Source organism: Nonomuraea mangrovi (assembly GCF_042681425.1).
GTDB lineage: Bacteria > Actinomycetota > Actinomycetes > Streptosporangiales > Streptosporangiaceae > Nonomuraea > Nonomuraea mangrovi.
On sequence record NZ_JBHUFV010000050.1, the window covers coordinates 204,990 to 230,083 of the forward strand.

Annotated in this window: 23 protein-coding genes; 12 read left to right on the top strand and 11 right to left on the bottom strand. The window is 69.8% G+C overall.

What is annotated here, in order from left to right:
* The first annotated feature begins 45 nt into the window (after nt 1-45).
* Together ACFSKW_RS33590 and ACFSKW_RS33595 are read left to right on the top strand one after the other, a co-directional pair.
* On the top strand, nt 46-942 hold the full coding sequence (locus tag ACFSKW_RS33590) for a zinc-binding dehydrogenase (protein ID WP_379576672.1): 897 nt from the start codon (nt 46-48) through the stop codon (nt 940-942).
* A gap of 79 nt (nt 943-1,021) precedes the next feature.
* On the top strand, nt 1,022-1,375 hold the full coding sequence (locus ACFSKW_RS33595) for a MerR family transcriptional regulator (protein ID WP_379576674.1): 354 nt from the start codon (nt 1,022-1,024) through the stop codon (nt 1,373-1,375).
* A gap of 131 nt (nt 1,376-1,506) precedes the next feature.
* Here ACFSKW_RS33595 and ACFSKW_RS33600 read toward each other — a convergent pair whose 3' ends face one another.
* Nucleotides 1,507-1,800, bottom strand: coding sequence for an MTH1187 family thiamine-binding protein (locus ACFSKW_RS33600; protein WP_379576676.1), 294 nt, complete (start codon nt 1,798-1,800; stop codon nt 1,507-1,509).
* A gap of 18 nt (nt 1,801-1,818) precedes the next feature.
* Complete coding sequence (locus ACFSKW_RS33605) at nt 1,819-2,244, bottom strand: MarR family winged helix-turn-helix transcriptional regulator (protein ID WP_379576678.1); 426 nt, start codon at nt 2,242-2,244, stop codon at nt 1,819-1,821.
* A 66-nt stretch (nt 2,245-2,310) separates the two neighbouring features.
* On the opposite strand from ACFSKW_RS33605, the gene ACFSKW_RS33610 reads away from it, so the two are divergent.
* Entirely contained in the window at nt 2,311-2,916 is a 606-nt protein-coding gene (locus tag ACFSKW_RS33610) for an NmrA family NAD(P)-binding protein (RefSeq protein ID WP_379576680.1), read from the top strand.
* 38 nt (nt 2,917-2,954) lie between these two features.
* Here ACFSKW_RS33610 and ACFSKW_RS33615 read toward each other — a convergent pair whose 3' ends face one another.
* The 7 genes from ACFSKW_RS33615 to ACFSKW_RS33645 all read right to left on the bottom strand — a co-directional run bounded on the left by ACFSKW_RS33615 (nt 2,955) and on the right by ACFSKW_RS33645 (nt 10,408).
* Entirely contained in the window at nt 2,955-3,284 is a 330-nt protein-coding gene (locus ACFSKW_RS33615; RefSeq protein ID WP_358131482.1) for a hypothetical protein, read from the bottom strand.
* Nucleotides 3,285-3,295: 11 nt separating this feature from the next.
* Nucleotides 3,296-3,973, bottom strand: a complete 678-nt coding sequence (locus ACFSKW_RS33620) for a uracil-DNA glycosylase (protein ID WP_379576682.1) — start codon at nt 3,971-3,973, stop codon at nt 3,296-3,298.
* A 53-nt stretch (nt 3,974-4,026) separates the two neighbouring features.
* Nucleotides 4,027-5,403, bottom strand: coding sequence for a M1 family metallopeptidase (locus ACFSKW_RS33625; RefSeq protein WP_379576684.1), 1,377 nt, complete (start codon nt 5,401-5,403; stop codon nt 4,027-4,029).
* Nucleotides 5,404-5,473: 70 nt separating this feature from the next.
* The gene (locus ACFSKW_RS33630) at nt 5,474-6,349 is read right to left on the bottom strand and encodes a carbohydrate ABC transporter permease (RefSeq protein WP_379576686.1); all 876 of its coding nucleotides are present in this window, start codon (nt 6,347-6,349) and stop codon (nt 5,474-5,476) included.
* Nucleotides 6,349-7,866: an ABC transporter permease gene (locus ACFSKW_RS33635; protein ID WP_379576688.1), complete on the bottom strand. Its 1,518-nt coding sequence runs from the start codon at nt 7,864-7,866 to the stop codon at nt 6,349-6,351. Before ACFSKW_RS33635 ends, ACFSKW_RS33630 begins: the two co-directional genes overlap by 1 nt.
* A gap of 12 nt (nt 7,867-7,878) precedes the next feature.
* Nucleotides 7,879-9,195 carry an ABC transporter substrate-binding protein gene (locus ACFSKW_RS33640; protein WP_379576690.1) on the bottom strand — a complete coding sequence of 439 codons (1,317 nt, stop codon included), beginning with the start codon at nt 9,193-9,195 and terminating at the stop codon, nt 7,879-7,881.
* 16 nt (nt 9,196-9,211) lie between these two features.
* On the bottom strand, nt 9,212-10,408 hold the full coding sequence (locus tag ACFSKW_RS33645) for an ABC transporter substrate-binding protein (protein ID WP_379576692.1): 1,197 nt from the start codon (nt 10,406-10,408) through the stop codon (nt 9,212-9,214).
* Nucleotides 10,409-10,552: 144 nt separating this feature from the next.
* Here ACFSKW_RS33645 and ACFSKW_RS33650 point away from each other — a divergent pair, with 144 nt between their 5' ends.
* From ACFSKW_RS33650 to ACFSKW_RS33660, 3 genes are read left to right on the top strand one after another with little or no spacing between them, the layout of a single operon-like run.
* Nucleotides 10,553-11,059: a PadR family transcriptional regulator gene (locus tag ACFSKW_RS33650; protein ID WP_379576694.1), complete on the top strand. Its 507-nt coding sequence runs from the start codon at nt 10,553-10,555 to the stop codon at nt 11,057-11,059.
* Entirely contained in the window at nt 11,056-11,790 is a 735-nt protein-coding gene (locus ACFSKW_RS33655; protein WP_379576696.1) for an ABC transporter ATP-binding protein, read from the top strand. Before ACFSKW_RS33650 ends, ACFSKW_RS33655 begins: the two co-directional genes overlap by 4 nt.
* A complete protein-coding gene (locus ACFSKW_RS33660) occupies nt 11,787-14,048 on the top strand; it encodes an ABC transporter permease (RefSeq protein ID WP_379576698.1) in 2,262 nt (753 codons plus the stop codon). Before ACFSKW_RS33655 ends, ACFSKW_RS33660 begins: the two co-directional genes overlap by 4 nt.
* 55 nt (nt 14,049-14,103) lie before the next feature.
* Here ACFSKW_RS33660 and treS read toward each other — a convergent pair whose 3' ends face one another.
* Nucleotides 14,104-15,780, bottom strand: coding sequence for a maltose alpha-D-glucosyltransferase (gene treS / locus ACFSKW_RS33665; RefSeq protein ID WP_379576700.1), 1,677 nt, complete (start codon nt 15,778-15,780; stop codon nt 14,104-14,106).
* Between the two features lie 343 nt (nt 15,781-16,123).
* The gene (locus tag ACFSKW_RS33670; protein ID WP_379576702.1) at nt 16,124-17,767 is read right to left on the bottom strand and encodes an asparagine synthetase B family protein; all 1,644 of its coding nucleotides are present in this window, start codon (nt 17,765-17,767) and stop codon (nt 16,124-16,126) included.
* A 70-nt stretch (nt 17,768-17,837) separates the two neighbouring features.
* Between ACFSKW_RS33670 and ACFSKW_RS33675 the strand changes: the two genes are divergently transcribed.
* The 6 genes from ACFSKW_RS33675 to ACFSKW_RS33700 all read left to right on the top strand — a co-directional run bounded on the left by ACFSKW_RS33675 (nt 17,838) and on the right by ACFSKW_RS33700 (nt 25,034).
* Nucleotides 17,838-19,682, top strand: coding sequence for a hypothetical protein (locus ACFSKW_RS33675; RefSeq protein ID WP_379576704.1), 1,845 nt, complete (start codon nt 17,838-17,840; stop codon nt 19,680-19,682).
* 47 nt (nt 19,683-19,729) lie between these two features.
* The gene (locus ACFSKW_RS33680; RefSeq protein WP_379576706.1) at nt 19,730-20,353 is read left to right on the top strand and encodes an anticodon-binding protein; all 624 of its coding nucleotides are present in this window, start codon (nt 19,730-19,732) and stop codon (nt 20,351-20,353) included.
* A 127-nt stretch (nt 20,354-20,480) separates the two neighbouring features.
* Nucleotides 20,481-21,863, top strand: a complete 1,383-nt coding sequence (lysA, locus tag ACFSKW_RS33685; RefSeq protein ID WP_379576708.1) for a diaminopimelate decarboxylase — start codon at nt 20,481-20,483, stop codon at nt 21,861-21,863.
* 62 nt (nt 21,864-21,925) lie between these two features.
* Nucleotides 21,926-23,194, top strand: coding sequence for a homoserine dehydrogenase (locus ACFSKW_RS33690; RefSeq protein WP_379576710.1), 1,269 nt, complete (start codon nt 21,926-21,928; stop codon nt 23,192-23,194).
* 707 nt (nt 23,195-23,901) lie between these two features.
* A complete protein-coding gene (locus tag ACFSKW_RS33695; protein WP_379576712.1) occupies nt 23,902-24,321 on the top strand; it encodes a DUF6463 family protein in 420 nt (139 codons plus the stop codon).
* Between the two features lie 95 nt (nt 24,322-24,416).
* On the top strand, nt 24,417-25,034 hold the full coding sequence (locus ACFSKW_RS33700) for a TetR/AcrR family transcriptional regulator (RefSeq protein ID WP_379576714.1): 618 nt from the start codon (nt 24,417-24,419) through the stop codon (nt 25,032-25,034).
* Nucleotides 25,035-25,094: the final 60 nt, after the last annotated feature.

Sequence of the window (25,094 nt, forward strand, 5' to 3'; positions counted from 1 at the left end):
TCTCGATTTGCGCTTCACGTATACGTCAACACCTACGGTGCCGCCATGAGAGAAGTACGGCTCGCCGCTCCACTCGCCATCGTCGACGCCCCCCTCCAGCAGCCAGGCCCCGGCCAGGTCCTGATCCGCAACCGCCACCTCGCCCTCCGCGCCGCCATGGGCCTGCTGATGACGGGACGCGACGACCTGCCCATGCCCGCCTACCGGCACGGCGAGGTGATGTGGGGGCCGGCCGTCGGCGAGGTCGTCGCCGGAGACCTGCCGCCCGGCACGCTCGTCGCCCACCACCTCGGCTGGCGGGAGTACGCGCTGCTCGACGCCACCGCCGTCACGCCGATCAGCGGAGACCCCCTCGCCCACCTCGCCCAGGCCGAGACCGCTTACGTCGGGCTCGTCGCCGCAGCCGAGCTCAGGGAGGGCGACACCGTCCTCGTCTCCAGCGCGGCCGGATCGATCGGCACGATGGCGGGACAGATCGCCAGGCTGAAGGGCGCGAAGCGGGTGATCGGCAGTGTCGGTTCGCCGGCCAAGGCCGCATGGCTCGTCGACGAGCTCGGCTTCGACGCCGCCTACGACTATCACGAGGAGGCGGTCGAAGAGGGCATCGATGTCTACTTCGACAGCGTCGGCGGCACGCAGCTCGCCACGGCCGTCGAAGTCGCCAACCCCGGTGCCAGGTTCGCGCTGTGCGGGGCGCTGTCCGGGCAGACCGTCGCGCTCGACACGATGACCGTCATCGGCAGGCGGATCTCGCTGCGCGGCTTCACCGCCGCCGACCATCCAGGTGTGGTGGCGCGGGCACGCGAGGAGATCGTCGCGTGGAGGCGAGAGGGGCTGCTCGCCGTACCGGTGACCAGGTACGACGGTCTCGACCAGGCGCCGGGAGCGCTGGCCGACCTGCTGGCCGGACGGCTCACGGGTACCGTGATCGTGGACCTGTGACGGGAGGCGCGATGAGGATCAGAAGAGCCGCCGCCGCTCGCGTGCTGCATCACGGCGAGGGACGGGGGCGGCTGCCGGTATGAGGATCGGCGAGGCGGCGGCCGCCGCGGGGACCACCACCCGCGCGCTGCGCTACTACGAGGAGCAGGGGCTGCTGTCGGCGGCGCGGACGGCGCGGGGCCACCGCGACTACGACCAGCGGGCGGTACGGCGGGTGCGCAACATCCGCGAACTGCTGGCCGTCGGATTCACCGTGGAGGACGTGCGCGCTTTCGCCGACCTGCTGGACAGGGACCTGCCCGACCGGTTCGCCGTCATCGACGACCGGTGTGTGGTCGCGATGCGGGTCGCCCTCGACCGGCTGCAGCTGCTGGACGAGCGCATCGCCCGTCTCACCGACCTCCGCGCCCGGCTCTCCGCCCGGCTGCGGTGACCCGTCCCCTCCGTACGGCCGGCACCCGGGAAGACACCCCCGGTCACGGGTGGGGGACGCCCCTCGCAGGCCCGGCGTGAGCGGGGACGCCTCACAGCCGCCCCTTCAGGGACCCCGGAAGCCGGGCGGCGTCAGTCGCGCAGGTGCTCCTCCAGCCGTTCGACCTTGCTCGTCATGGCGTCGGTGACGCCTGGCCGTACATCCGCCTTGAGCACCAGGCTCACCCGGGGAGCGACCTCGCCCACGGCCTCCACCGCCCGCTTGACCACGTCCATCACCTCGTCCCACTCGCCCTCGACGGTGGTGAACATGGCGTCGGTGTGGTTGGGCAGCCCGCTCTCGCGCACCACCTTCACCGCGCGCGCGACAGGTTCGGACACGCCCTCGCCGACACCGAGCGGCGTGATGGAGAATGCGACGATCATGCGTTCGATCCTAGACGCCTAGCACTGCCCCGCCTCGCCGAGGAACTTCTCCAGCAGGTGGGCGAGCTGGCGCTGCTCCTCGCGGGTGAGGTTGGCGAAGAGGTCCGCGCTGATCTCGGCCTGGAGCATCTTCATCCGGTCGACCGAGCGGTGCCCTGACTCGGTGAAGCGCAGCATCACCTCGCGCCTGTCCTCCTGGCTGTGCTCACGTTCGACCAGGCCGTCGTTCTCCAGTCCGTCGGCGAGCGAGGTCACCGCGCGCCGGGTCACGCCGAGCTCGTCGGCGGCCGTGCTCATGGTGGGCCGGCGGTACATGTCGATGATCCGCATGAGCCTGACCCGGGCGGGCGTGTAGCCGTGCTCGCCGAAGGCGGCCATTCCGCGCTGGGAGAAATGCCTGGATGCGGCCATGAGGAGCTCGCCCAGCCTGATTGGTTCCGTCATGAATCGCTCGCTTCCGGGGTAGTTTGAAGGAAAGATAGTGAACTATGTAATTATCACAGCCACATAATGGGCATCAGGCAGGAACGAAGGAGCCCCCACCACAAGGGGGAGGTCGTCCAGGGCACCACGCTCGCCGACGCGGCTGTGCGGGCAGGGGTGCGGCACCTCGTCTACACCAGCGTGGGCGGCGTCGAGCGGGTGCGCGGCATCCCGCACTTCGACACCAAGTGGGAGATCGAACAGCACGTCAGACGCGTCGGCCTGCCGTACACCTTCCTGCGCCCCACCACCTTCACCGACGTGTTCACGGCCAAGGGGGCCGTCCTCAGACTGGGGATGATGGGCGCGGTGCTCGGTAGGGACAAGCCGCTGCAGATGGTGGCGGTCCGCGACATCGGCGTGTTCGCCCGCATGGCGTTCGCGGATCCCGGGCGTTACCTCGGCAAGGAGATCGAGCTGGCCGGCGACGAGCTGACCGTGCCGGAGATCGCCGAGCTGCTGGGGATGCGGCGGTATCCCAAGGTGCCGAAGGCGGTGCTGCGCCTGTTCGGGAAGGAGAGCAGGATGCTGTTCTGGTTCGGGGAGTCGGGCTACCGGGCCGATGTGGAAGCCCTTCGCGCGCTCCACCCTGGGCTGCTCACGCTGAAGGAATGGCTGGCGCTGAGCCGGTGAAGCGGTGGGTGGGAGCGGTGGCTCCCACCCACGGAGCCTCAGTGGTCGTGACCGGCGTGGTCGTCGTCCTCGTCCTCGTCGCTGGGGCCCTCGGAAGGCTCGACGCCCAGAACGGCCTCGCGAGGCTCGACCTCCTGGACGTGCTCGATCAGCGAGAGCACGTGGTCGGGCTCGATGAGCCACTGCAGCGCGGTCGCGCCGGTCTCGTCGGAGCTGACCAGCTCCGCCTGCTCCTTGCGCTCGTCCTCGTCGAGGTCGGCTTCAGGGTGCCGGATCTCGGCGAGGGCGGCCGCCTGCAGGGCGGCGACGTCCAGCACCTCGACGGTCAGCTCGACCGTGAGGCGAAGGAACTTTTCTTCATCACTCATGGCAGAAGAGCCTATGGCAGCTTCCACTCCACAGGGGTCGCGCCTTGCTGGACGAGCAGCTCGTTGGCGCGGCTGAAGGGGCGCGAGCCGAAGAAGCCGCTGCGCGCCGACAGGGGGGAGGGGTGGGCGGACTCGATGCGGGGCACCCGGCCGAGCATGGGGGCGAGGTTGCGGGCGTCGCGGCCCCACAGGATCGCCACCATGGGCGTGTCGCGGGCGACCAGGGCGTGGATGGCCTGCTCGGTGACCTCTTCCCAGCCCTTGCCGCGGTGGGAGGCCGGCTTGCCCGGCATGACGGTCAGCACCCTGTTGAGGAGCAGGACGCCCTGGTCGGCCCACGGGGTCAGATCGCCGTTGGACGGCATCGGCAGGCCGAGGTCGGTCTCCATCTCCTTGTAGATGTTGCGCAGACTGCCCGGGAGCGGGCGCACGTCGGGGGCCACGGAGAAGGACAGCCCGACGGGGTGCCCAGGCGTGGGATAGGGGTCCTGGCCCACGATCAGCACCTTGACCTCGTCGAAGGGCTGGTTGAAGGCACGCAGGACATTGGATCCCGAGGGGAGGTACTGCCTGCCCTCGGTGATCTCGTTGCGGAGGAACTCGCCCATCTCCGAGATCCGTTCGGAGACGGGCTCGAGGGCGCTAGCCCATCCTGATTCGACTACTTCGTGTAGGGGACGACCGGCCATGGTCATGAACCTTATCCACCCGGAAGACCAGGGCGCATGCCGTACAGAAAAGATCACAAAGCGGGTTTGCCCGGCTTGACCAGCCAGGCGTCGAAGAGGGCGTCGAGCGGCTTGCCGGAGATCTTCTTCGACAGGGCGACGAAGTCGGCGGTGGAGGCGTTGCCGTACTTGTGGTCGGCGACCCAGGTGCGCAGGATCGTGAAGAACGCCTTATCGCCGACCTCCTTGCGCAGGACGTGGAGGGTCATGGCGCCGCGGACGTAGACGGCGTCCTTGAAGAGCTGCTTCGCGTTGCCGGGGTCGGCGGGCGGAATCTGCCAGAACCGGTCGTCCGCGGTCCTCGCGTAAGCCCGGGAGAAGGCCGTCGACAGGGGGGTGGCGCCGCGCTTGTCGGCCCACATCCACTCGGCGTAGGTGGCGAAGCCCTCGTTGAGCCAGATGTCCTTCCAGCGCTCGGGGGTGACCGCGTCGCCGAACCACTGGTGGGCCAGCTCGTGCGAGAGCAGGACCTCATCGGGGACCTTCGGGTAGATCGGCCTGGTCTGCGACTCCAACGCGTAGCCCACGCCTGGCGCGTTGTCGACGATCGCGCCGGTGGTGGAGAACGGGTAGGGGCCGAACAGTCCGCTGAAGTAGGCGAGGACGGGACCGTGCCGCTGGGCCAGGTTCTTGGCCGCCGCGGCGTGCTCGGGGTCGACGGCGACGATCGTGCGCAGGCCGCCGACCGTGGTGTCGGTGAGCGTGAAGTCGCCGATGGAGACGGTCGTCAGGTAGCTGGCCATCGGCTCCTTGGCGACCCAGACGTAGGTCGTCCTGCCCATGGCGGTGTTCTGCGAGACGAGCGAGCCGTTGGCCACCGCGACGCGGTCGCTCGGCACCGTCACCGTGAACCGGTAGCCGGCCTTGTCGGTCAGGTGGTGGTTGCCGGGGTACCAGCTCTTGGCGCCCTCCGGCTCGTTGGCGTTGAACACGCCGTCAGGGGTGCGGATCCAGCCCTCTTTCGAGCCGTCGGGGTCGACGATGTGGGTGGGCTTGCCGGCGTAGGCCACCGCGACGGTGAACGGCTTCCCCGCTGCGATCGCGGAGGCGGGGGAGACGGCCAGTTCGTCGCCCTCGTGCGTGAACCGCGCGGCCGTGCCGTCGACGGTGACGGACGCGACGGTCAGGGTCTTGGACAGGTCGAGGTTGAAGCGGCTGAGCGCCTGGGTGCTGCGCGCGCTGATGGTCGCCGTGCCCTTCAGCACGCGGGTGCCGGGGTCGTAGTCGAGCGTCAGGTCGTAGTGGCGGGCGTCGTAGCCGCCGTTGCCCTGCAACGGGAAGTACGGATCGCCCGCGCCCTGGGAGCCGGGGGAGTCGGGGGAGTCGGCGGCGGCGGGGGTGAACGGAAGGGCGATCGCGATGGCGGTGGTCAGCGCGAGAAGACGCTTCATAGGCCGATTCTCGCGCAACCCCGCAGGCGCCCGCCCGGCTGCCCCTGGAAGCCGGGCGGGCGCCCGTGGATCACTTCACCGAGCCGGCCATCATGCCCTGAACGAAGTACCGCTGGAAGGCGAAGAACAGCACCAGCGGAATGATCAGTGACAGGAAGGCGCCAGGCGCGATGATGTCGACGTTGGTCCCGAACTGCCGCATCTGCGACTGCAGGGCCTTGGTCATCGGCTGCGACGCGGTGTCGGCGAAGACCAGCGCGATGAGCAGGTCGTTCCACACCCACAGGAACTGGAAGATCCCCAGCGAGGCGATCGCGGGCTTGCCCAGCGGGAACACCACGGTCGCGAAGATCTTCCACTCCGACGCGCCGTCCATCCTGGCCGCCTCCAGCAGCGAGGCAGGGATGCCGACGAAGAAGTTGCGCAGCAGGAAGATCGCGAAGGGGAGTCCGAACGCGACGTGGAACAGGACCACGCCGGGGATCGTGCCGAAGATGCCCACCTGGCCGTACAGCGTGGCGATCGGGATCAGCGCGATCTGGATCGGCACGATCAGCAGGCCGACGACGACCAGGAAGAGCGTGTCACGCCCGCGGAACTCCATCCACGCGAAGGCGTAGGCCGCCATCGCGGCGATGCCGATCACCAGCAGCGTGGTCGGCACCGTGATGAGCACGGTGTTCCAGAACGACGCGGTGAAGCCGGTGGCCAGCAGGTTGGAGTAGCTGCTGATCGTCAGCTCGGCGGGCTTGGTGAAGATCGTCCACCAGCCCTCGGAGTTGTTGACCGTCTCGTCGCGCAGTGACACGACGAGCAGGCCGAGGGTCGGGACCAGCCAGAACAGCCCGATGAGGATCATCACGACCTGGACGGCGCCGCCGCCGAGGCGGTCGACGATCCTGGCGACGGGACCTCGCCGTACGGCTCCCGCCTGAACGTGAGCCATCACTGCTCCCTCCTGAACCGGCGGATGTTCATGACCATGAACGGCAGGACCAGGACGAGCAGGAAGATCGCGAGCGCGCTGCCCAGTCCCTGGTTGTTGCCGCCGCCGAAGGAGACTCGCCACATCTCCAGCGCGATCACGTTCGCGTTCGGCTGCACCGAGCCTGGCGCGATGATGAAGACGAGGTCGAAGACCTTGAGTGTATTGATGATCATCGTGACGAACACGACGAGCAGCACGGGCGACAGCAGCGGCACGGTGATCTTCCTGAACACCTGCCACTCGGTGGCGCCATCGATGCGCGCGGCCTCGAGCGCGTCACGCGGGATCCCCGCCAGGCCCGCCGCGATCAGCACCATCGCGAAGCCCGCCCACACCCAGACGAACGCGCCGATGATGGCGGGCGTGATCAGGGTCGGGCCGAGCCAGGTCAGGCCGTTGAAGGGCGCCTCGAAGTTCGACTGCGGCAGCCGCACGGTGTAGGAGCCGGGGGCGAGGCCCTCGAAGCGGAAGGTACCGTCGGGGCCCGTCGTGGTGGTGGCCGCGACGTCGCCGCCGCTGACCGCCTCGACTGTCACGCCGGGCAGGCCCTTCTCCGAGCCGTCGACCTCGCCGGCCTTGCCGCCGCCTCCTGGCGTGAAGTCCAGCCAGATGGTGCCGGTCAGGCCCTGTCCGGTGGCCGCCACGGCCGGCTTGGCGTCGGCGGGAACGGCCTCGGGCTTGAGTCCGACCAGCGGGATCAGCACCGGCTGACCGGCCTGGACGGGCTGCTTGGTGACGACGGCGCCGCCCTGCTCGGCGACCGGCGAGGTGTCGTTCTCCCTCGGCCGGGCCCCCTCCAGGCCGCCACCGCTGGAGAACACGCCCGAGACCGTCGACATGAGCGCGTTGGCCACGCCGCGGTCCGGAGCCTCCTCGTAGACCAGGCGGAAGATGACTCCGGCGGCCATCAGCGAGACGGCCATCGGCATGAACACGATCAGCTTGAACGCGGTGGACCATCTGATCCGCTCGGTCAGCACGGCGAAGATCAGGCCGAGCGTGGTGACCACGATCGGGGCCACGACCACCCAGATCAGGTTGTTCCTGATGGTGGTGAGCGTGCCGGAGTCGGTGAAGATCGTGCCGTAGTTCTGCAGGCCGACGAACTGGCTGCCGGTCGCGTCGTAGAGGCTGCGGAAGATCGAGTAGATGATCGGGTAGATGACCCAGATCCCCAGCAGGAGCATGGCGGGGAGGACGAAGAACCAGGCCACGACGGCCGAGGGGCCCAGCCTGCCGCGGCTGGGCTTCGCGGGGGTCACCGTCGCGGTCGGTGCGGTGCTGGCCGCGCTCTCCGCCGTGGCGGCGGCCGGGGAGGCCTCGCCGTCGCCGGAGACGCGGGGGTGGGCGGGGTCGGGGTTCTCAGCGGTCGAGGTGCCCGGCTGCGCCTTCTGGGGGGTGGGGTCCGGCCCGGGGGTGGACCCGCGCGACGAGGTGTCGCGCGGGTCGGTCGGGCCGTTCAACCTGTCGGTCACGGCCTCGCCCCTTTACTTCCAGGCCTTGGCGGCCTCGGTCTCAAGGGCCTTGGCAGCCGCCTTGGCGTCCGCGGGGTTGCGCAGGAAGTCCTGCAGCACCTTCCACTCGCCCTTGCCGTCGGTCCCGCCGAAGGCGCTCGGCGCGAGGTCGGACATGTCGTACCGGACGCTCTCACCAGCGGAGATGATCGTCTGCGCGAGCTGCTTGGTCAGGTCGCTCGGGTAGTTGTCGGGGGAGACGTTGCGGTTCGGCGACAGGTAGCCGGGCAGCTTCGCCCACACCTCGCCGCCTTCCTTGGAGGCCAGGTACTCCAGCAGCGCCATGGCGCCGGGGGACTCCTTCAGCGCCACCGCGATGTCACCGCCGAGCACGACCGGCGCGGTCTCGCCGACCTTCGGGAAGGGGAACACCTTGGCGGACTCGCCGATCTTGGCGCCGGACTGGGTGGCCGAGGCGGCCACGAAGTCGGCCTCGATGACCATCGCACCCTTGTCCTGGCCGTACACCTGGGTGACGCAGGTCGGGAAGTCGGTCTGCAGGGCGCCGGTGTTGCCGCCGACCATGTAGTCCTTCTTGCCGAAGATGCCGGCCATCTTCTCCAGCGCGGTCACGACGGAGGCGTCGGTCCACGGGATCTCGTGCTTGGCGAGCTGGTCGTACTTCTCGGGACCGGCGCTCGAGAGGTAGACGTTCTCGAACAGGTCGGTGAGCGTCCAGCCGGAGGCGCCGCACAGCGAGAACGGCGGGGTGCCGGAGTCGGAGACCGCCTGGGCGGTCTTCAGCAGCTCGTCCCACGTGGTCGGGGCCTGCACGCCGGCGTCGGTGAACGCGGCGTCGCGGTACCAGATGATCGACTTGTGCGCGGCCTTGACGAGCACGCCGTACACCTGGCCGTCCGCGGAGCCGAGCTCCTTCCAGTACGGGGTGTAGTTGTCGTCGATCTGCTTCTGGACCTCGGCGCTGAGGGGCTTGAGCGCCTTCTGGTCGGCGTACTGCTTCACCAGACCCGGCTGCGGGAGGACCGCGATGTCGGGCGGGCTGCCGCCCTGGATGCGCGGGCCGAGGTAGGCGCCGGTGTCCTCACCCGTGGAGGCGTAGGTGACCTTGGCGCCGGTCTTGTCCTGGAAGGCCTTCAGCACGGCCTCGAAGTTGGCCTGCTCCTCACCGGTCCACTTGGCGGCGATCTCGATGTTCACCCCCTCGAGCGGCTTGGCGGCGGCGGCCGGCGCGGAGCTGGCCGCTCCGGACTGCTGGGGGGTCGTTGTTGGGGCGTTGCCGCAGGCGGCGACGGCTACCGCGAGCCCCGCCAGAACAACTGCTTTGCGCATGATGCCTGACCTCGAATCACTGGGTTGCGATGATCTCTGCTAGCTCTGCCTTCATGGAGGCAGCCACGTCATCGGTTGGTTGGTCGTACGGCGGGCTGAACGCCTTGGAGACCGCGCTGGCGATCACCAGGCTCAGCTGGTTGTAGTTCGCGCTGACCGGTCGCGGCTTGGCCGCGAGGATGCTCTCCTTCAGCACGGGCAGATAGGGGAAGCGCTTGATCAGCGACGGGTCGTCATAGAGCTCGGCCCAGACCGGGGGGAAGGAACCCTCTGTCAGGACACGCCGCTCGTTCTCCAGACTGGTGAAGTACTTGATGAACTCCTGCGCGGTGTTCTGCCGCTTGGAGTAGGCGCTGATGGCCAGGTTGGCACCGCCGAGCGAGCTCGATCCGGGCCCTTCGGGTCCGGGGAGCCTGGTCACCGCGAACTTTCCCGCCACCTTCGACTGGGTGGCGGGGCCGTACGCGTGGGGCCAGTTGCGGGCGAAGACCAGCTGGCCGTTCTGGAAGGCCAGCCTGGACTCCTCCTCCTTGTAGTTCAGCGCCTGCGGAGGGATCCATCCCTCGCGCAGGCCCCGGGTGAAGAAGTCGAGCGCCTGCTTCGCCTTGGCCTGGTCCAGGTCGAGCAGGGTCCCGCCCGCTGACTGGACCGCCTCGGCGAAGTTGACCGTCAGTCCCTCATAGGCGGCGAGCTGTCCCGCGTAGCCGCCGATGTCGTGTTTTCTGGTGATGGCAAGGGCCTGTGCTCGAAGGGAAGCCCAGGTCGTGGGCGGCTTCTTGACCAGGTCCTTGCGGTAGTAGAGGAGCCCGGCGTTGCTCGTGTACGGCACCGCCCAGAGCTTGCCCCTGTAGACCGCGGTGTCCACGACGGGCGGCAGGAACCTGTCGAGCGGGAAGAGCCCGCGCTCCAGGGGGATGATCCAGCCGTTGTCGGCGAACTCCGCCGTCCACACCACATCGAGTCCGAGCACGTCGTAGCGGTCGCTCCTGGCCTGCAGGTTCGACACCAGTTGTGCGCGCTGCTCGTCGGCCGCCTCCGGCAGTTCGAGCAGCGTCACCTTCTGCGCGGGGTGCGCCTTGTTCCACCGGTCCAGCAGGGGTTGTAGATAGCCGGTGGTGTCGCGTCCCGTGGCGAAGGTGATCGGGCCGTTGGGGTCTTCCCCGCCCTCTTCCGTCGCCGCCGCGCATCCGGCCACCAGGAGCGCGATCAGCATCACGGAAAGGGGACGGAACACGCATGACCTCCAAATTTCGACCGGATTACATTCGTGTTAGGTAGATGCATTCATGTTATGCACAGCGCTAATCTGAACGTCAACGGATATGTCCGTAACGAGCGCGTAACGAGGAGGTGGGGCGTGCGGTTGCACCTGCTGGCGCTCCTCGCGAAGGAACCCGCACACGGGTACGAGCTCAAGCAGGCTCTGGAGCAAACCTTCGGCACTGCGTATCCCTCACCCAACATCGGCCAGATATACGTGACACTAGGCCGTCTGGAGAAGGATGGCCTGGTCAGGGCCGTTGACGTCGAGCAGTCCAACCGACCCAACAAGAAGGTCTACTACCTGACGGCCAAGGGCCGCGACGCGCTCACCGACTGGGTGGACGAGCCGACGGAGGGCCCGCGGGTGCGTGACGAGTTCTTCATGAAGCTCGTGCTCGCCCCGTTGACCGGCATCGCCGACCGCATGGCGTTGATCAACCGGCAGCGCCGCCACTACCTTGCGTTGATGCGCGATCTCAACGAGCTGGCCGAGCGGACCGACCAGGGGAACCAGGTCGCGCTCCTGCTGATCGAGGGCGCCATGCTGCACCTGCAGGCCGATCTCGACTGGCTCGAACGCTGCCAGGAGGACCTGACGTGACAGTGCTCAAGACCGTCAACCTGGTGAAGATCTACCAGAACAAACACGTGCCCGTGCCGGCGGTGCGCGGCGTGGATCTGCAGGTGGACGAGGGTGAGTTCGTCGCGATCATGGGCCCTTCCGGCTCGGGCAAGTCGACGCTCGTGCACATGCTCGGCGGACTCGACACCCGCACGAGCGGCGAGATCTGGCTGGACGGCAAGCGCGCCGACACGCTCTCCGAGAGCGCGTGGGCGCTGCTGCGCCGCAAGAAGATCGGGTTCGTCTTCCAGTTCTTCAACCTGGTCGCCAGCATGACCGTGGCCGACAACGTGGAGCTTCCCGCCCTGCTTGCGGGAGCCTCGCCCAAGGTGGCGCGCGAGCGCAGGGAATACCTCCTCGACGCGCTCGGCCTCACCGAGCGGGTCGAGGCCGCGCCCGCCCAGCTGTCGGGCGGTGAGCAGCAGCGGGTGGCGCTGGCCCGCGCGCTGGCCAACAAGCCGAGCCTGCTGCTGGCCGACGAGCCCACGGGCAACCTCGACAGCCGCAACACCCGCGACGTGCTGCGCCTGCTGGGCGAGGTGCACCGCGACGGGCAGACGATCGTCCTGGTCACCCACGACGCCAGGGTGGCCAGCCTCGCCGACAGGGTCGTCTCGCTGCTCGACGGGCAGATCGTCGACGACGGCAAGATCGCCCGCAGGCGTCCCAGCAGAGGCGGCGGCGCGGGAGAGGTCATCGACCTTCGATGAGAGCCGGCGCCCGATGGATCAAGGCGGACCTGCGCGCCAGGCGCGGCCAGGCCGTACTGACCGTGCTGACGATCGCGGGGATCGTGGCCGCGCTGATCACCGCGGCCACCCTGCTCGAGGACGGCACCAACCCATGGCGCGGCCTGTTCGCCCAGACCAACGGCGCCCACCTGTGGATCCACACCAAGGACAGGCCGCAGGTCGTCGCGCTCAAGGCCATCGACGGAGTGACGCAGGCGTCGGGGCCGTACCGCACGGCGCCCGTGACCGTGCTGCAGGAGCGCAGGAAGGCCCCCGCCGCGCTGCGCGCCATGCCGGTCGCCGCGCCCGAGGTGGCGCGGCCCGTGGTCGCCGACGGCGGCTGGCTCAACCCCGCCCAGCCCGACGGCGTCGTCGTCGAACGTTCCTTCGCCAGGACGCTGGGGCTGCGCCTGGGCAGCGCGGTCACCGTGACCGCGCTGAGCGGCGCCCGCCACGTGCTCTACGTGCGCGGCATCGCCGACTCCGCCGACCAGGGCTTCTACCCCGAATGGACACCCGGCCTGATCTGGGTGCTGCCGGAGAAGCTCGACAGGGTCGAGCCCGAGCTCGGGCGCAGCGAGTGGGTGACGGGCCTGCGCCTCGACGACCCCGAGGCCACGCAGTTCGTCTCCCAGCGCGTGGTGGTGATGCTGGACGAGGAGGTCCAGCGCGTCTACACCTGGCGTGAGGTGCGCGCCGCGATGGAGCTCGACAACCGCCTGCTCGGCACGCTGCTCGCGCTGTTCGGCATCGTCGGCCTGGTGGCCGCCGTGCTCGCGCTGGCCAACGCCGCGGGCGGGCGCGTGCTGTCCCAGCTGCGCGACCTGGCGACGCTGAAGTCCATGGGTTTCACCAGGGGCCAGCTCGCGAGCCTGCTGCTGGTCGAGCACGGCGCGCTCGGCCTGCTCGGCATCGCGCTCGGCGTGCTGCCCGGCTGGCTGGTGACCTGGCTGGTGCTCGACACGAGCTCCGTCGCGCTCGTGCCGCTTCTGGCCATCGTCGCGGGCACCGCGCTGGTCGTGCTGGTGGCCGTGGGCGTGCCCGCGTGGCGCGGCAGCCGTACCCCGCCCATCCCCGCCGCGCCCTCGGCGCCGCCGCGCGGCCGCCTGTCACGGCTGGCCAGGCTCGCCCTCCTGGTACGGCTGCCGCCCGCGCTCGTGCTGGGCGCCCGCGACGCCTTCAGCCGGCGGGTGCCCGCCTTCCTGACGATGTTCGGCCTCGCCGTGCCGATGATGATGATCACCATCGGGCTCGGTGTCTGGGCCACGCTCGACGACTTCCTCGCCCACCCCGAGCAGGTGGGCCAGCACGCCCGGCTGCTGGTGCGCCCGGACAAGCTGACCTCCGAGGAGGCCAAGGGCCTCGCCCAGCGCGACCCCGCCGTCCAGCAGGTCTACCCGGGCGCCGAGGTCGACGCGCTGGTGCCAGGCGAGGCCAGGTCGATCAGGGTGCGCGCGATCGGCGGCTCCGCCTCGCCGTACCCCTTCCCCGTGGTCGAGGGCCGCATGTACGCCGACAGGGGCGAGGCCGTCGCCGGGCAGGGGCTGCTCGACCTGCTGCGGGTCAAGATCGGCGACAGGGTGTGGCTGTCGGTCGGCGGTACCCCGCTGATCGTCCGGATCGTCGGCAGGACCGTCGAACCCGACCTCGACGGACAGGTGCTCTCGCTCGGCGTGGACAGCCTGGCGGCCAAGGACGTGGTGCCGCCCGAGTTCTGGGGCCTGGCGCTGAAGAAGGGGGCCGACCCCGCGGAGGTGCGCGACAGGCTGCTGGTGGCATCGGGAGAGGGCCTGGAGATCCAGCGCGTGGTCAACCCCGCCGAACGGCTGGCGGTCATCCGCGTGGTCATCGTGGCGCTCGTCGGCGTGCTCGCGCTGATCGGCCTTGCCAACCTGCTGACGGCCAGCGCGCTCGGCCTGCGCGACCACGCCTACGATCTGGCGGTGCTGAAGGCGATGGGGCTCACCCCGCGGCAGGTCATGGCCACGCTGGTGATGGGGACGGGGCTGCTGGTCGTCCTCGGCGTCGTCGTGGGCACGGCCGCGGGCTCGTTCGTCGTGAAGGGGCTGATCGACCTTCAGGGCCACACCAGCGGCGTGGGCGCGGGCATCGCCCGTCCACCCTCGCCCTTCATGCTGGTCGTGGCCGTCCTGGCGGCCGTGGGGGCGGCGCTGGCCGTCGCGCTGATCCCCGCCCGCCGCGCCGCCCGCGCGCAGGTGCCCGTCACCGCCAGGTGAGCGCCGAAAGGGTGTCTGCCGTCGGCAGACACCCTCGGGGACTCTCGGGTCGGAGCTATTCGGCCTTCAGGGCGAACCAGAAGAAGCCGTGCCCCGGCAGCGACAGCATGTACGGCGACTCGCCGATCCTGGGGAAGCGGACGCCACCCCTGGCCTCGACGGGCACCATGCCCTCGAAGCGCCGCAGGTCGAGCTCGACGGGCTGCGGGAACTTCGACAGGTTGTTGACGCACAGCATCAGGTCGTCGCCCTCCTCGCGCATGAACGTGAGGACCGACGGGTTCGACGACCACATCTCGGTGTAGGCGCCGGTGCCGAAGACCGGGTGCTGGCGGCGGATCTGCAGCATCTTGCGGGTGAAGTGCAGCAGCGAGGACTCGGTCTTCTGCTGCGCCTCCACGTTGACCGCCTGGAAGCCGTAGATCGGGTCCATGACCGTCGGCAGGTAGAGCCTGCCGGGGTCGGCCGTCGAGAAGCCCGCGTTGCGGTCGGGGCTCCACTGCATCGGCGTGCGGACCGAGTCGCGGTCCTCCAGCCAGATGTTGTCGCCCATGCCGATCTCGTCGCCGTAGTACATCACCGGGGAGCCGGGGAGGCTGAGCAGCAGCGCCGTGAACAGCTCGATCAGGTCGCGGTTGTTGTCGAGCAGCGGCGCCAGGCGCCGCCTGATGCCGAGGTAGGCCCGCATGCGCGGGTCCTTGGCGTACTCGGCGTGCATGTAGTCGCGTTCTTCCTCGGTCACCGTCTCGAGCGTCAGCTCGTCGTGGTTGCGGAGGAAGATGCCCCACTGGGCGTTGTCGGGGAGCTTGGGGGTGCGCGACATGATCTCCGAGATCGGCTCGCGCGTCTCCTTCTTCACCGCCATGTAGATGCGCGGCATCAGCGGGAAGTGGAAGGCCATGTGGCACTCGTCGCCGCCCGTGGTGGGGTCGCCGAAGTACTCGACCACGTCCTCCGGCCAGCCGTTCGCCTCGGCCAGCAGCACCCTGTCGGGGTAGAGGCGGTCGACCTCCGCACGCACCTTCCTCAGGTACGCGTGGGTCTCGGGCAGCCCGCTGCAGTCGGTGCCCTCCCTCTCGAACAGGTACGGCACGGCGTCCAGCCTGAACCCGTCGATCCCGAGGTCCAGCCAGAACCTCAGAACCTCCAGCATCGCCTCCTGGACGGCCGGGTTGTCGTAGTTGAGGTCGGGCTGGTGGTGGAAGAAGCGGTGCCAGTAGTACTGCTTGCGCACCGGGTCATAGGTCCAGTTGGACTCCTCGGCGCCGATGAAGATGATCGGCGCGTCGGGGAACCCGGTCGGCTCGTCCGCCCACACGTAGAAGTCGCCATAGGGCCCCTCGGGGTCATGGCGCGAAGCCTGGAACCACGGGTGCTTGTCGCTCGTGTGGTTCATCACCAGGTCGGTGATGATACGGATCCCGCGCGCGTGCGCGGACTCGATGAGCTGCACGAAGTCACCGAGGTCACCGAAGTCGGGGAGGATCTTCCCGTAGTCGGAGATGTCGTAGCCGCCATCGCGCAGCGGCGACTCGTACAGCGGCAGCAGCCACAGGCAGTCGACGCCGAGCCATTGAAGGTAGTCGAGCTTCTCGATGAGACCACGCAGGTCTCCGGTCCCGTCGCCGTTGGAGTCCTTGAACCCCCGGACGAGCACCTCGTAGAACACCGCCCGCTTGTACCATCGTGGATCGGCCGAGACGAAGGTCTCGGAGACCGATGGGTTGTTCATATGACGCTCACAGAAGGAGATGTGGGCAGGACGAAGTCACCGGTTTCCCCGGCGTGTTTTGTGGTGACCGCGCCGCCTGGAGTCGTCATCCCTGCGAACCCCATGCCCTGCCGGGCCCAGATTTGTGATCTGGTGCCCGGTATCTTGCGGCGCTTCCCCATCAAGATCGTGCAGCGGGGACGCCCTTAAGGGGCGATTTTGCGCACGTTCTTCATGGGTACGGGCCGAACACTACCAGCCCTTCGGCCCTCCGGAACCCGCTTTGTTGTGCCGCTTGTAATACCCGCGAGATCCGTATGTAACCACGCTGTTACCCTCCGTTCTCTCGCGGAAGATCCGCAGCTCAGAAGGGGGGCGTCAGCTCGGCGAGGTCGTTCTCGTAGTCGGTCAGCCAGGCGCCGAACAGCACCAGGCCGCGCACCCAGAACCGGTCGTTCCATCCGCTGAACCGGGTGAGCGCGTCGGGCCCCGAGCCGATCACCTCATGCAGCCCGTCGGACAGCAGGCTCGGCACCCTGTCGGCCACCTTCACCAGCATCCGGTGGGAGTAGTCGCGGGCGGGAGCGGCGGTCGAGCGCAGCGGCACCCGCTGGAGTGGCTGCTTGACCACGTTCGTCGACGGCAGCGCCGCCACCCTGGGGTTGGCGGCGTGCAGCAGCTCGCGGTAGAAGCGGCCCTTGTCCTTGCGCGCCACGCCGACCGACAGGGCGGCGTCGAAGAAGGCGGGATGGATGAACGGGCCCGCGAACGACGCCTCAGGCCCGACCAGGTTGACCGCCGAGCGGGCGATGCCGCGCACGGTGCGGGTGTGCAGCACCGACAGCGGCAGCTCCGCCCGGTGCCCGTGGAGCATGGAGGTGGAGGCGTCGAACTGCTCGCGCACGACCTCGCCGATCCACGCCTGCGCCGCCTCCGAGAGGAAGGGCGCAGAGGGGGCGCCGAGCGACAGGGAGCTGAGCACGGCCGCCGAGCGCTCGGCCTGCGTCCTCGCCTCCAGTGCCGCGCCGCTGACCATGAAGTTCTTCAGCAGCGGGCCGCCGGCGAGACCGTCGATGAGCACTCGGCCCGAGCCGTGCACCTCCTTGGCGAAGGGCGCGTACCAGGCGTGGTGCGGGGTCATGAACTCCAGCCGCCGCGCCACCTCGAGCGCGTCGCCAGGGTAGGCGGCGGCGTCCTGGGTGATGACGCGGTGCCGCACGCCGAGCTCGCGGGTGATCGCGCGGGCGAACGCGATGTCGGTGTCGGTGCCGTCGTCGGGGCTGGTCGTCCACGACTCGACGTCGGCGCCCCTGGCCACCGCGACCGAGCACAGCAGCCGCGAGTCGTAGCCGCCGCTGACGGGCACCAGCAGCGGCCTGCCCTCGAAGTCGTCGTAGACCCCGTGCAGGACCTCCAGCAGCTCGCCCGCGCTGCGCCACGCCTCGTACGGCTCCTGCCGCAGCCAGCGCGGCAGCCGCCGCTCGGTCGACAGCCTCCCGTGGGCGTGGACCAGCGCGCTGGAGCCCGGCAGCCGCCTGATCCCCTGGTACGGCGTGGCGTCCCCGAGCGGGAAGGTCACCTGGATGATCGACGCCCAGGCCGCCCAGCCGATGCCGACGGGCACCAGCTCGAGCAGCGGCTTCAGCAGCGAGGAGAAGTAGATCGCCTCGCCCACGCGCACGTAGTAGACGTCGACCAGGCCGAGCGCGCCCGCGTGCAGCACCGTACGGGTGCCGTCGCTGATCAGCCCTGGCGTCTCGTAGGTCTCGGCGACCGTGATCCAGTCGGCGGCGCGCTCGGGCCTGCGCTCCCCCCACGAGAACGCGAACGTCTCGGCGGTGCGATGGTAGGGCGGCAGCGGCTGCGAGCTGAACAGCGCCGCCTCGGGCGTCTGCAGGGCGGGACGGACCTTCGGCCCCGATCCCGCGAGCTTTTCGAGCAGGCCCGTGTCGAGCCGGCCGAGGGCGCCGCACACGTACGGCCTCACATTGAACGCCGGCCACTGCACGCGATCTCACTCCTCAACGCCGATTCCAAGCGAAAGAGTATCCTTTGCCGGGCCAAGAGACGGAGGGCCTGTGAGTACTGAGCTGGAGAGCACGCGCCGCGCGCTGCGCGACGCCATCGCCGAGGCGGAGCACGCGGCGGAGCTGGCCAGGCTGCTGGACGCCGCCCAGGCCAGGCTCGCGGAGGCCGAGCGGGCCACCGAGGAGCTCAGGACGATGAACGAGCGCCTCACCGAGGCCGAGGCCGAGCTGGAGAGCGAGCGCACCGCGGCGGAGAAGCTGCGCAAGGAGCTGGCCGAGCAGCGCTACCAGGCCGAGGTCGCGCAGTGGAAGCTGTCCTCCATCAAGGTCGCCAGGTGGAACCGCATCGGTGATGCCATCAAGACGGGCAAGAGCAACCCCGTCCGCCTCGCCAAGGGGTTGAAGGGCGCGGCCAAGCCGGTCAAGCGGCCTGTGGCGCCCAAGCGCAAGCCCGTCGCCGTCGCCGCGCAGAAGGACGAGCGCCCTGGAGCGGCCTTCCAGGCCACCAGCACGACCAGGACGGTCGAGGGCAAGTCGGTGCGGCTCAAGCCGTACCGGATCCCGACCGGTCCCAACACCCGCCCGCACCTGACGGCGGCCGTGATCGCCGACCCGCACGCGGAGGCGCTGCTGCGTTACGAGTGGCGGCAGACGACCGGGTTCACGCCCCGTGACTTCGCCCGCGTCCTGGCCGGTGAGGTGCCGCACCTGCTGGTCGTCGAGTCGGTCACGCAGGGCCCGTGGGCCGCGGAGATCACCGGCGAGCCCGGCGAGGGGCTGCGCGAGCTGCTGGCCTGGTGCGCCGCCCGTGGCATCCGCACCGTCTTCTGGCACACGCAGGGCAGCGTGGCCGACTACGCGGCCGCGGCCGAGCTGTTCGACCACCGCTTCACGACCGATCTGGCCGCGGGCTGGCCGCGCCTGCCGTTCGCGATCCAGCCGCGCGTCCACAACCCGCTGCCGCTGTCGGGCGGGCGCTACGGCCGCGTGCTCACGCTCGACCAGCTCCTGCCCTCCCACCTCGGCTATCCCGACGTCCTCACCTCCTACCGCTGGCCCATCGCCGTCGAATGCCCGCCCGGCACTCCGCAGTGGCGGCTGGCCGAGCTGGCCGCCTGCGGCACCTCCATCGGTCCCGAGGGCGACTCCAGGCGCGCGCACGCCGCGCTGCGCAGGGCCTACAACATGGGCACCATGACCGAGCGCGTCGACGACCTGCTGGAGGCCATCGGGCTGCCGAGCGCCCGCGCGACGCTCGATGTCTCGGTCATCCTTCCTGTCTTCGACCCTTCGACGCTGGAGCACGGCCTGGCCCAGGTCGCCAGGCAGGCGGGCGTCACCCAGGTGGTCGTCTTCGGGCCCGAGGAGGCCGAGGAGCGGGCGCGCGAGGTGCTCGAGCCGCGCGAGGTCGTCTTCAGGGAGCTCGACCCCGCCCTGAGCACGGGCGCACTGCTCAACAGGGCGCTCGACCTGTGCGAGGCCGACCTGGTCGCGATCATGGACCCGCGCGACGTGTACGGCTCGCACTACCTGGCCGACCTCAGCCGCGCCTTCCTGTTCAGCACCGCGGACATCGTCGGGAAGGCCTCCTACTACGCCCACCTGCGCGGAGCGCACGCGACGTTGCTGAAGCAGCCGGAGGCGGAGTACACCTACACGCCGGAGGTCAACGGGGCGACGCTGCTCGCCAGAAGGAACGCGCTGCGGGCGATCGGGTTCGCGGATCTCACCGAGGGGTGGGACGAGGTGCTGATGCGGCAGTGCCGTACGGACGGGATCAAGGTGTTCTCGACGGACAGGTTCGGATACGTGCGGGTGCGCGACGAGGACCGGTGGCTGCTGGGCGCCGCCCATCTCGTCGAGTACGGCTCGGCCGAACCCCACGCGCTCATCTGAGCTCCACGGGGAGGGGCGCGGACCCCTGACCGGGATACGCTCGGGTCGTGCGACCCCGTCGGCTGGCCGAGGTGCTCGGCGACCCGCCGGCGCCCGAGGGCACATGGGAACACCGGGCGGTCTACCTCTCCGCCGCCGCCCTGCGTAGGGGGATCCCTCCTGAGCGGCTGGCGGCCGACGTCGGCGCCCTGCCTGGCGTGAGCGCGGTGTCGGTCACCGGCAGGGGGTTCCTGCACATCACCGTCGACACCCCGGGCGAGCTGCTCGACGAGCCGTTCGCGCGGGTCCCCTTCGAGGATCCGTGGCCCGACCTGCCCAGGACCTGGGACAACCCGGGCTTCGTCGTGAGATACGCCCATGCGAGGGCCGCGGCGGTCATCAGGTGGGCGGGTGAGCTCGACGTGCCGGGCGACGGCTTCAGGCCGGAGACGCTGACCGATCCGCGCGACAGGGCGGTGCTCAGACTGCTCGCCGAACTGCCCGGCCGCGAGGCGAGCCGCGACCCCGGGTGGCAGGCCTACCTGCCCAGGCTCGCCCTCGCCTACCACGAGGCCCACGAGAACGCGCCCGCCGTGCCCCGGGGGGACGAGAGACCCTCTCCCGTGCACACGGCCCGGGTACGGCTGGCGGCTGCCGTGCGAGCGGTGCTCCCCGGCCCCGAGCGAATCTGAAAATATCCAGATATATGGCGATTTTGGGCAAAGATTTCCTCTTGTTGCCACGATTTGTGGGCGCGTCACGTCTCGATACGTGGGCAGGCGTCCCATCGGCTGCATCACGTCCGATAGCCTCGATCGGGTGAGTCGATTCGCCCATCCAGCCGGGGACAGGCACGCTGAGATGCTGCCCCACGAGCGCCCGCCGCTGGCGCCCGCCGACCTCAACCGGATCAACCCCGCGATCTGGCCGCGAACGTCGACGCGAACGGATGGCGCGCTCACGATCGGCGGCGTCGACGTGCGCGACCTCGCCCAGGAGTACGGCACGCCGCTCTACGTCGTCGACGAGGACGACGTCCGCTCCCGCATGCGCGACTACGCCACCGCCTTCGCCGGGTCCGACGTGCACTACGCCGGCAAGGCGTTCCTGTGCAAGGAGCTCGTGCGCTGGCTGATGGACGAGGACCTGGGCCTGGACGTGGCCAGCGGCGGCGAGCTCGCGGTCGCGCTCAGCGTCGGCTTCCCTGCCTCGCGCATCACGCTCCACGGCAACAACAAGTCGGCGGCGGAGCTGTCGCGCGCGCTCGAGGTGGGCGTCGGCCACATCGTCGTCGACTCCTACGAGGAGATCGCCCGCCTCGGCTATCTCGCCGAGCAGATGGAGGTCAGGCCCCGCGTGATGGTCCGCGTGACCACCGGCGTCGAGGCGCACACCCACGAGTTCATCGCCACGGCGCACGACGACCAGAAGTTCGGCCTGTCGCTCAACACGGGCGCCGCGGCCGAGGCCGTACGCCGCATCCTGGCCCTGCCGCAGCTCGAACTCGTCGGACTGCACTCCCACATCGGCTCCCAGATCGTCGACACCGCGGGCTTCGAGGTGGCCGCCACGCGCCTGGCCACCCTGCTGGTGCAGATCAAGGACGAGCACGGCGTCGTGCTGCCCGAGCTCGACCTCGGCGGCGGCTACGGCATCGCCTACGTCGACGAGGACGTCGCCCCCGACATCAAGGTGATCGCCGACGCCCTCCGCGAGATCGTCGTCAAGGTCTGCACGAGCGCCGGGCTGCCCGTGCCGCGGCTGACGGTCGAGCCGGGCAGGGCCATCGTCGGCCCTGGGGGAATCACCCTGTACGAGGTCGGCACCGTCAAGGACGTCGAGGGGCTGCGCGCCTACGTCAGCGTCGACGGCGGCATGAGCGACAACGCGCGCACCGCCCTCTACGGCGCCGAATACACCACGGTGCTCGCCTCCCGCGCCTCCGACGCGGCGCCCATGCTGTCGCGCGTGGTCGGCAAGCACTGTGAGAGCGGCGACATCGTGGTCCGCGACCACTACCTGCCCGCCGACCTCGCGCCAGGCGACCTGCTCGCCGTCGCCGCGACGGGCGCCTACTGCAGGTCGCTGGCCAGCAATTACAACTATCTGCCCAAGCCCGCCGTCGTGGCCGTCTCGGCCGGCAGGGCACGCGTCATCGTGCGGGGCGAGACCGAGGACGACCTGTTGAGGGGGCAGCTCTAGTGGCCGAGCGAAGCGAGGACACCAGGAAACACAGCGGCCTGGCGTCGACGAAGCCGGAGCCCTTGAAAGTCGCGCTGCTGGGGTGCGGCGTGGTCGGTTCCCAGGTCATCAAGCTCATGGAGGAGCAGGCCGGCGACCTGGCCGCCCGCATCGGCGCCCCGCTCGAACTGGCGGGTGTCGCGGTCAGGAAGCCGGGCCGCAAACGCGACGTGGCCTTCGACCCCGCGCTGCTGACCAACGACGCCGAGGGCCTGGTCACCCGCGACGACGTCGACATCGTCGTCGAGGTGATCGGCGGCATCGAGCCCGCCCGCTCGCTCATCCTGGCCGCCATGGCCAGCGGCAAGTCGGTCGTCACCGCCAACAAGGCCCTGCTGGCCGAGGACGGCGCCACCATCCACGCGGGCGGCGGAGACCTCTACTACGAGGCCAGCGTCGCCGGCGCCATCCCGCTGCTGCGCCCGCTGCGCGAGTCGCTCGCCGGCGACCACGTCAAGCGGGTGCTCGGCATCGTCAACGGCACCACCAACTACATCCTCGACAAGATGGACTCCACCGGCGCGTCCTTCACCGACGCGCTGGAGGAGGCCCAGGCTCTCGGGTACGCCGAGGCCGACCCCACGGCCGACGTCGAGGGCTTCGACGCCGCCGCCAAGGCCGCCATCCTGGCCGGCCTGGCCTTCCACAGCCGCGTCACCGCCGCCGACGTGCACCGCGAGGGCATCACCGAGATCACCGCGACCGACGTGGCCAGCGCCAAGGCCATGGGCTACGTCATCAAGCTGCTGGCCATCTGCGCCCGCTCCGACGACGGCCGCTCGATCGGCGTCCGCGTCCACCCCGCCATGATCCCGAGGTCGCACCCGCTGGCCGGGGTGCGCGAGGCCTACAACGCGGTCTTCGTCGAGGCGGAGTCGGCGGGGCAGCTCATGTTCTACGGCAAGGGCGCCGGCGGCGCCCCCACCGCGTCCGCCGTGCTCGGCGACCTGGTCGCGGTGGCCCGCAACCGCCTGGCGGGCACCCGCGGGCCGGCCGAGTCGATCTACGCCTCGCTGGCCGTCCACCCGATGGGCGAGACGGTCACCCGCTGCCACGTGTCCCTGGACGTCGCCGACAAGCCGGGTGTCCTCGCCCAGGTGGCGATGCTCTTCGCGGAGCATGACGTGTCCATCCAGACGGTTCGGCAGGAGGGCCACGGCGACGACGCCCAGCTGGTCATCGTCACGCACCGGGCCACGGACGCGGCGCTGTCGGCGACGATGGAGGGGCTGCGCAGGCTCGACATCGTGCGCGCGATCGCGGGCGTGATGCGTGTGGAGGGCGACGACTGACCCGCGACGGTGTCGCCGAGCGGAAGGCGCGCCGGTCGAGGCGGGATCTTCCACCGGACGCCGCAAGCCGAACCTGGGGCGACATCATCGCATAGTTCGCAGTAGTGGTAATTCTTCGTGGATCGTGATGCGGTCCCGGCGAAATAGCGGTTCGCTGATCTCATTCGCCGGGCGAAGAGGTCCTCGATGGGCGATTCTTGAAATACGCCCATCGAGGAGATGTGTTGACGGCCACGGGCATGCCGCCGCTGATGCAGGCGTCGATGCCCAGGTCGCTCGTGGTGCGGTCGTGCACGGATATCCCCTCGCCGAGATGCGCGCCTGCTCTCGGTTCCCGCTGAAGGAGATCCCCCTTGTCGTGCTCGCCGTCTTTTGGTGGAGATGGTGGAGAAATGGATCATTTCTCCGTCTATGTCGATGCAGTTGCGCGTCAGATTGACAGAGACCTCCTGGAAGAGGCTCTGCAGCAGAACGAGTCGCAGGACGAGGCGGCCGGGCCACCGGACACCCGGCGATAGACCGGCATCCCGCGCCGGAGGCGGTCTCGCCCTGGCGGGACCGCCTCCGGCGCCCTGTCGTCCACGGAGCCGCCTGATGGACGCGTGGGCGGCCCGTGCGGCCCGACCCCGGAATCCACCCCGCCCGGTGGCCATGACACGATACGGAACTAGAAGTTCCGAAACACTCGGTTCCGTAAGGAGTGCTTCATGGATGTCGCAGTCACCGCCCGGCGTCGCCTGGTCGTCCTCGGCGGCCGAATCACCGCCTTCCTCGGCGCGTTTCACCTGGTCGTCACCATCGCGCTCAACGTTTCGCACCTGCCCGCCTGGTTCTCCGGAGGTCTGTGGTTCCCCGCGAACGGGCTGAGCGAGCTCCCGCCCGCCGTCGGCGCCTTCTGGCTGACGATCGGATCGTTCGGCCTGCCGCTGCTTACGCTGGGGCTCCTGGTCGCATGGCTCGGCAACAGGGGTGTGGTTCCTCCCGCGTTCGTGGCGTGGGCACTCGGCGGTTGGTGCACGATCGGAGCGGTGGCCTTCGAGCCGTCGCCGTTCATCCTCGTCTGGGTGCCCGCCGTCATGCTCCTCCGCGCGGCCGGGAGGCAGGCCGGGCCCGACCCTCAGCCATGACGTCCGCGTCTTCGACGGCGTGCGGGAAGTCGCTCCGACGAAGGGGCGCGAGCGGAACGAAAGGCTCTTCGATGATCGGTGAAGGGGCGCGAGCGGTGCGGCGAGGGCAAGGCGAGGAGGGGGCGCGGACAGGGCGGCCGAGGGACGGCAGGGTCGACGCGTCCATCCTGGCCGCGACCAGGGAGGTGCTCGCCGAGACCGGCTACGTCCGGCTCACTGTGGACGCCGTCGCCGCCAGGGCGGGCGTCGGCAAGGCCGCCATCTACCGCCGCCACGCCACCAAGCAGGAGATGGTCTTCGCCGCCACCGTCCACACGATGGCGCTGGAGGCGCCCGCCGACACCGGGTCCTTCGTCACCGATCTGGCCGCCCTGATCGACGACATCCTCGCCACGCTGGGCAACCCCGTCGCGCTGGTCACCGTTCCCGGCCTGCTCGCGGACGTCATCGCGGACGCCGACCTGACGGCCAGGTTCCGGGGGACGTTCATGGAACGGCAGCGCGACCTGGTCGAGGAGGTGCTGGATCGCGCGGTCGGGCGGGGCGAACTGGACGAGCGCCCCGAGCTGGACCTGGTCCACGCCATGCTGGTCGGCCCCGTGTTCGCCTGGCTGTTCATGATGGGCCGCCGGGACGGGGACGTCTTCGCCCGCGAGCTCGCCTCCCGGCTGGCCGTCGCGCTCACCGGCGGGGGGAGCGGGTTCCCTTCCTGAGGGGAGCCCTCTCCCTCGTGCAGGGGAGGTGAGCCGGGCTCGCACGGCGAAGAGTGGTGC